This window comes from Streptomyces sp. NPDC058741, from assembly GCF_042746715.1.
Lineage (GTDB): Bacteria > Actinomycetota > Actinomycetes > Streptomycetales > Streptomycetaceae > Streptomyces.
This window is the reverse complement of the sequence record NZ_JBHYQH010000010.1, coordinates 23,410-29,499: the sequence shown is the minus strand read 5'-3', so window position 1 is coordinate 29,499 and position 6,090 is coordinate 23,410. Positions and strand designations below refer to the sequence as shown.

7 protein-coding genes are annotated in these 6,090 nt (G+C 73.3%); 4 read left to right on the top strand and 3 right to left on the bottom strand.

Features of this window, described 5'->3' with window-relative positions; all coding sequences use genetic code 11:
- Positions 1-228 precede the first annotated feature (228 nt).
- Both ACFW6P_RS10805 and ACFW6P_RS10800 read right to left on the bottom strand, forming a co-directional pair.
- On the bottom strand, positions 229-675 hold the full coding sequence (locus ACFW6P_RS10805) for an ATP-binding protein (protein ID WP_386350856.1): 447 nt from the start codon (positions 673-675) through the stop codon (positions 229-231).
- 345 nt (positions 676-1,020) lie between these two features.
- On the bottom strand, positions 1,021-2,001 hold the full coding sequence (locus ACFW6P_RS10800; RefSeq protein ID WP_386423434.1) for a heavy metal transporter: 981 nt from the start codon (positions 1,999-2,001) through the stop codon (positions 1,021-1,023).
- A gap of 84 nt (positions 2,002-2,085) precedes the next feature.
- Between ACFW6P_RS10800 and dapE the strand changes: the two genes are divergently transcribed.
- On the top strand, positions 2,086-3,165 hold the full coding sequence (gene dapE / locus ACFW6P_RS10795) for a succinyl-diaminopimelate desuccinylase (protein WP_386423432.1): 1,080 nt from the start codon (positions 2,086-2,088) through the stop codon (positions 3,163-3,165).
- A 119-nt stretch (positions 3,166-3,284) separates the two neighbouring features.
- Entirely contained in the window at positions 3,285-4,043 is a 759-nt protein-coding gene (locus ACFW6P_RS10790; protein WP_386350848.1) for a TIGR00730 family Rossman fold protein, read from the top strand.
- 46 nt (positions 4,044-4,089) lie between these two features.
- Here ACFW6P_RS10790 and folP read toward each other — a convergent pair whose 3' ends face one another.
- Positions 4,090-4,950, bottom strand: coding sequence for a dihydropteroate synthase (gene folP, locus ACFW6P_RS10785; protein WP_386350846.1), 861 nt, complete (start codon positions 4,948-4,950; stop codon positions 4,090-4,092).
- 155 nt (positions 4,951-5,105) lie between these two features.
- Here folP and ACFW6P_RS10780 point away from each other — a divergent pair, with 155 nt between their 5' ends.
- A complete protein-coding gene (locus tag ACFW6P_RS10780; protein ID WP_386350844.1) occupies positions 5,106-5,495 on the top strand; it encodes a DivIVA domain-containing protein in 390 nt (129 codons plus the stop codon).
- Entirely contained in the window at positions 5,492-6,079 is a 588-nt protein-coding gene (locus ACFW6P_RS10775) for a DNA-3-methyladenine glycosylase I (RefSeq protein WP_386350841.1), read from the top strand. The genes ACFW6P_RS10780 and ACFW6P_RS10775 overlap by 4 nt, the downstream gene beginning before the upstream one ends.
- The last annotated feature ends 11 nt before the right edge of the window (positions 6,080-6,090 follow it).

Here is a 6,090-nt window from a genome sequence, read left to right as displayed (position 1 = left end):
CGGACCCGCGCAACCGGACCCGTGGGCAACCGGACCCGCGCAACCGGACCCGTGGGCAACCGGACCCGCGCAACCGGACCCGTGGACACCGGACCCGTGGACACCGGACCCATGGACTACCGGACATAGAGACCACCGGACACATGGACCGCCGGACGTCGGGCCTGATACGCGAATAGGGGGTCCAGGGAAGCTCCCTGGACCCCTCATCCCGTTCGCGGCCCGGCGTCAGCCGACCGGCAGGCCCTTCACCGGCAGCGAGTCCGCGGACGGCACCCCGCCCTTGGCGAGGGAGTCGGCCGGCAGCCCGCCCTTGGCCGAACCGGCCGCGTCACCGACGAGCTTCCCGGCAGAACCGGCCGCGTCACCCGCCGCCTTCTGTGCCACCGGCGTGGCTTTCTTGACGGCCTTGCCACCGGTCTTGCCCGCGGCCGGGACCGCCTTCTTCACGGTCTTGCCGCCGGTGTCACCCGCCGACTCGGCGACGTTCCGCGCCGCGCCGCCGACGGTGGTGCCGACGTTCGCCCCGTCCAGGGCGGTCAGTCCGCCGAGGTTGGGGGTGGCCGGAAGCTCGGGCGCCGCGCCGGCGGAGCCGGCCGCACCGACCCCGGCGGCCGCTCCCGCAGCGACGAGCAGCGCGGCACGGGCGATCCGGCGGGTCAGGGGGAGGGACATGGTGCTCCTTCGACGGAGAGAACAGTGAGGTTCGTGAGACGTCCGACCGGGTTCGGGAGTCGATCGACTGGCTGTCGATCTCCCGGCTCGGACGCAGTGACTACCGCTCGAAGCCCGCGAAGGTTGCGGCGCCGCCACGTAAAGAGTTGGTAATGCGTCGCATTATCGCCTGCGGATAAAAACGGGCAAAAAGGCCCTGTGTCACCACCCGGCCGGATCCCTCCAGCCTTGTGCTCCCAAGGGTTTCGCCGGTCCGCCGGACGAGGGTGCGAAAACCTGCGCACACCGGCCCGGACGCGCCCCGCGGCTACCTCCCACGGGTGAGTCCCCGCACCCCTGCGCGATCTAGCGCATCGTGACGATACGGACCGCGTCCGCGTCCCGCTCCGCCCCCGCGGTGCCCTGCGCCGCCGCGCCCCGCCACTCGCTCGCGGTGTTCCCGGCCACCCACTCACGCCCGGCGTACGTCACCCGCGCGATGTGCAACTGGGAGGCGTTGGCCACGGCCCAGTGCGCCAGCTGCCAGCCCCGCTGCTCCGCACCCCGCCCGCCCGTGGCACCCGTCCCGGGGGCCACCGGCAGCGTCACCGTCCGCTCACCGGAGCCGCCCGCCCCGCTCGGAGCGGGAGCCGGCGTCGCCGTCGAGGAGCGGTCCACCTGCGCGCCGGCCGGCTCCAGCACATCGCGCCCGAAGTCCCGCACCAGCGCGGCCCGTACCCCGTCCGGACCCGACGCCCGGGTCGCGGCCGGGCGGCCCTCGCAGGTCAGCGTGGCCGCGGACTGCCCGGTGAGCGCCGAGGCGAGCAGCGCCGCGTCCGGCTCGTGCTTGGCGTAGGCCTGCGGGAAGCCGCTGCGCTGCACCCGCTGCGCGGCGACCGTCAGGGGCAGCCGCGTGTAGCCGGGGACCTTGACCAGATGGTCGTAGAACTCACCCGCCGAGTACGCGGGGTCCATGATCTCCTTCGGTGTGCCCCAGCCCTGCGAGGGCCGCTGCTGGAACAGGCCGAGGGAGTCCCGGTCGCCGTAGTCGATGTTGCGCAGCGCGGACTCCTGCAACGCGGTCGCCAGCGCGATGGTCACGGCCCGCTCCGGCAGGCCGCGGGCGGTACCGACGGCGGTGATCGTCGCGGCGTTCACGGCCTGCTCGGGCGTGAACGCGTAGGACGCCCCGTCGCCCTTGCCCGAGACGACCTTGCAGCCCGGTCCGCCCGAACCTCCCGTGACGTACTGCACGACGAGATATCCGGTGACCGCGAGCAGGGCCACGAAGGCGGAGCCCCATCGGAAGAGGCGGCCACGGCGCTGGGGAGAAGACGGCTCTGGCACGCGTACAAAATACTGGAGAGTACCGGGAGCCATGAGGCCGGTGGGAAACCTGGGCACGGATCCCGGCGCGTTAGGGTCGACGGCATGGCCGACACCTCGCTTGACCTCACGCTGGACGCCGCGCAGCTCACCGCCCTGCTCGTCGACTTCCGCTCCGAGAGCGGCACCGAGAAGCCGCTGGCCGACGCGATCGAGAACGCCCTGCGCGCGCTGCCCCACCTGACGGTCGACCGGTACGGCAACAACGTCGTGGCCCGCACGGACCTGGGCCGCGCGGAGCGGGTGATCCTGGCCGGCCACATCGACACCGTCCCGATCGCGGGCAACGTCCCCTCCCGGCTCGACGAGGACGGCGTCCTGTGGGGCTGCGGCACCTGCGACATGAAGTCCGGCGTCGCCGTGCAGCTGCGCGTCGCGGCCACGATCCCGGCCCCCAACCGCGACCTGACCTTCGTCTTCTACGACAACGAGGAGGTCGCCGCCGAGCTGAACGGCCTGAGGCACGTCGCCGAGGCCCACCCCGAGTGGCTGGCGGGCGACTTCGCGGTCCTGCTGGAACCGTCGGACGGCCAGGTCGAGGGCGGCTGCCAGGGCACGCTGCGGGTGCTGCTGAGGACCCGGGGCGAGCGGGCCCACTCGGCACGCGGCTGGATGGGATCCAACGCGATCCACGCCGCCGCCCCGATCCTCGCCCGCCTCGCCTCCTACGAGCCCCGGTGGCCGGTCATCGACGGCCTGGAGTACCGCGAGGGCCTCAACGCGGTCGGCGTCGCCGGGGGAGTGGCCGGCAACGTCATCCCCGACGAGTGCGTCGTCACCGTCAACTTCCGCTACGCGCCCGACCGCACGCCCGAGGAGGCCGTCGCCCACGTCCGGGAGGTCTTCGCGGACTGCGGGGTTGAGGAGTTCGAGGTCGTCGACCACAGCCCGGCGGCGATGCCCGGCCTGTCCCACCCGGCGGCCGAGGCCTTCATCGAGGCGGTCGGCGGCGTCCCGATGCCCAAGTACGGCTGGACCGACGTCTCCCGCTTCTCGGCCCTGGGCGTCCCGGCGGTCAACTACGGCCCGGGCAACCCCCACTTGGCGCACAAGCGGGACGAGCGCGTCGAGGTCGCCAAGGTCCTGGCGGGCGAGGAGCGCCTGCGGGCCTGGCTGACCGCCTGACCGGGCCCGGACGCCTTCGTGTTTACGCCGCTCCGGGGCGGACATGCTCACGTCCCTCGTTCGTAACCCGCGTAGATCTACGCTGAGGTGGAAAGACAGGCACGACGGAGGGAGCGCACATGGCGACCGGCAACCCCGAGGGGAAGAGGCAGCCGCCCGAGGAGAAGCGCCAGGGGCCGGTCCTCCGGCGTCGGGACCAGGTACAGGGCAGCACCTCCGACCAGCGGCTGCTGGACGAGCGGGCCCCTTCCGACTGGGTCCACACCGACCCCTGGCGGGTGCTGCGCATCCAGTCCGAGTTCATCGAGGGCTTCGGCGCACTCGCGGAACTTCCCCCCGCCATCAGCGTGTTCGGCTCCGCCCGCACTCCTGCGGACTCGCCCGAGTACGAGGCCGGGGTCCGGCTGGGCCGTGGCCTGGTCGACGCGGGCTTCGCGGTCGTCACCGGCGGCGGCCCGGGCGCGATGGAGGCGGCCAACAAGGGAGCCGTCGAGGCGAACGGCATCTCGGTCGGCCTCGGCATCGAGCTGCCGTTCGAGCAGGGCCTCAACCCGTACGTCGACATCGGCCTGAACTTCCGCTACTTCTTCGTCCGGAAGATGATGTTCGTCAAGTACGCCCAGGGCTTCGTCGTCCTGCCCGGCGGCCTCGGCACCCTCGACGAACTCTTCGAGGCCCTGACCCTCGTCCAGACCCAGAAGGTCACCCGCTTCCCCATCGTCCTGTTCGGCACGGCGTACTGGGGCGGCCTGGTGGACTGGCTGCGTGACACCGTCATCGCCCAGGGCAAGGCCGCGGAGAAGGACCTGCTGCTGTTCCACGTGACGGACGACGTGGACGAGGCGGTCGCGCTGGTGTCGAAGGAGGCGGGCCGCTGAAGCCCCGCCGGGGGCGCCGGGGGGCCGAGCCCCCTGCTGCCCCCGGCTAGGCCAGCCCGCGCCGGGCGACGGCGGGAGCCCGGTGCCCCGCGATCGACGCGACCATCTCCAGGACCTGCCGCGTCTCGGCGACCTCGTGCACGCGGTAGACCTGCGCCCCCAGCCAGGCCGACACGGCGGTCGTCGCCAGCGTCCCCACGAGCCGCTCCTTCACGGGCCGGTCCAGCGTCTCCCCGACGAAGTCCTTGTTGGACAGCGACACCAGCACCGGCCAGCCCGTGGCGACCATCTCGCCCAGCCTGCGCGTCGCCTCCAGGCTGTGCCGCGTGTTCTTGCCGAAGTCGTGCCCCGGGTCGATCATGATCGACTCCCGCGGCACCCCCAGGGCCACGGCCCGCTCGGCCAGCCCGACCGTGACCTCCAGGATGTCGGCCATGACGTCGTCGTACGCGACCCGGTGCGGCCGGGTCCGCGGCTCGGCACCTCCGGCGTGCGTGCACACGAGCCCCACCCCGTGGCGTGCGGCGACCTCCGCGAGCCGCGGGTCGACCCCGCCCCACGCGTCGTTCAGCAGATCCGCGCCGGCCTCACACACCGCCTCGCCGACCTCGGCCCGCCAGGTGTCCACGCTGATGACCACGTCCGGGTACCGCCGCCGCACCTCCGCCACGAACCCGACCGTGCGCCGCGCCTCCTCCTCGGCCGTGACCTCCTCGCCCGGCCCGGCCTTGACCCCGCCGACGTCGATGATCGCGGCGCCCTCGGCCACCGCCTGCTCCACGCGCGCGAGGGCCGGCTCGTCGCGGAAGGTCGACCCCCGGTCGTAGAAGGAGTCCGGGGTCCGGTTCACGATCGCCATGATCACCGGTTCGTGCGGTCCGAATTCCCGCCTGCCCAGCCTGAGCATCCCTTGTGACCTTTCGTGTACCGACCCGTCGTGCGCCGCCTGCGACCCTAGCCGCCCGACTCGCGTGGCACGATCGGACCCTGGCACCATCCGACTCGGAAGACTCCGGGAGACTTCCGACGACTCAAGTCTCGTCCGACCGTGGGGGCTCCGCGATGGTTATGTTCCTGTTCCTGGTGGTCGCGCTCGCCGTCGTGGCCGCCGCGGTCACCCTCGCCGTCGTGGGCGGCGGCGAGAACGGCCCGCTGCCCGAGGCCGCCCCCGAGCGGCTGCGGGACCCGCTGCCCCCGGACCGCCCGGTCAGCCGCGCCGACGTCGAGGACCTCCGCTTCCCGCTCGCCCCCCGCGGCTACCGCATGGCGGACGTGGACGACGCGCTGAGCCGCCTGGGCGCCGAGCTCGCCGAGCGCGACGCACGCATCGCCGACCTGGAGTCCGCGCTGGCCGGAGCCCGGCATGCCGCCGCCCACGGCCCGCTGCCCCCGTCCGCGGAGCACCACGTGCCCATGGACAAGCCCGCCCCGCGCCCGGAGGACCGGCCGTGAGCGACGGCGCCGCACTCGCCGGTCCGGACGGTGCGCCGCGCTGCCCCTGGGCCCTGTCCGCCCCGGATTACGTCACGTACCACGATGAGGAGTGGGGCCGCCCGGTCCACGGCGACGACGCGCTGTTCGAGCGGCTCAGCCTGGAGGCCTTCCAGTCAGGCCTGTCCTGGATCACGATCCTGCGCCGCCGCCCGGGTTTCCGCGCCGCCTTCGCCGGTTTCGAGATCGCCTCGGTGGCCGCCTTCACCGACGGGGACCGCGAGCGCCTCCTGGCCGACACCGGCATCATCCGCAACCGCGCCAAGATCGACGCGACCCTCGCCAACGCCCGCGTGCTGGCCGGCTGGTCCCCGGGTGAGCTCGACGAGCTGATCTGGTCGTACGCCCCCGACCCGGCCGTCCGCCCGACCCCGAAGACCCTCGCGGACGTCCCGCCGGTCACGCCCGAGTCGACGGCCCTGTCCAAGACCCTGAAGAAGCGCGGCCTGCGCTTCGTGGGCCCGACCACGGCGTACGCCCTGATGCAGGCCTGCGGCCTGGTCGACGACCACCTGGAGACCTGCGTGGCCAGAGGCGCCCGGTGAGGGAGGGCCAC

What these genes read in the sequence shown, in the direction of transcription:
- ACFW6P_RS10790 (WP_386350848.1), top strand. Translation starts at nt 3,285, where the DNA reads ATGGCGACCGGCAACCCCGAGGGGAAGAGGCAGCCGCCCGAGGAGAAG.
- ACFW6P_RS10805 (WP_386350856.1), bottom strand. Translation starts at nt 675, where the DNA reads ATGTCCCTCCCCCTGACCCGCCGGATCGCCCGTGCCGCGCTGCTCGTC.
- folP (WP_386350846.1), bottom strand. Translation starts at nt 4,950, where the DNA reads ATGCTCAGGCTGGGCAGGCGGGAATTCGGACCGCACGAACCGGTGATC.
- ACFW6P_RS10780 (WP_386350844.1), top strand. Translation starts at nt 5,106, where the DNA reads ATGGTTATGTTCCTGTTCCTGGTGGTCGCGCTCGCCGTCGTGGCCGCC.
- dapE (WP_386423432.1), top strand. Translation starts at nt 2,086, where the DNA reads ATGGCCGACACCTCGCTTGACCTCACGCTGGACGCCGCGCAGCTCACC.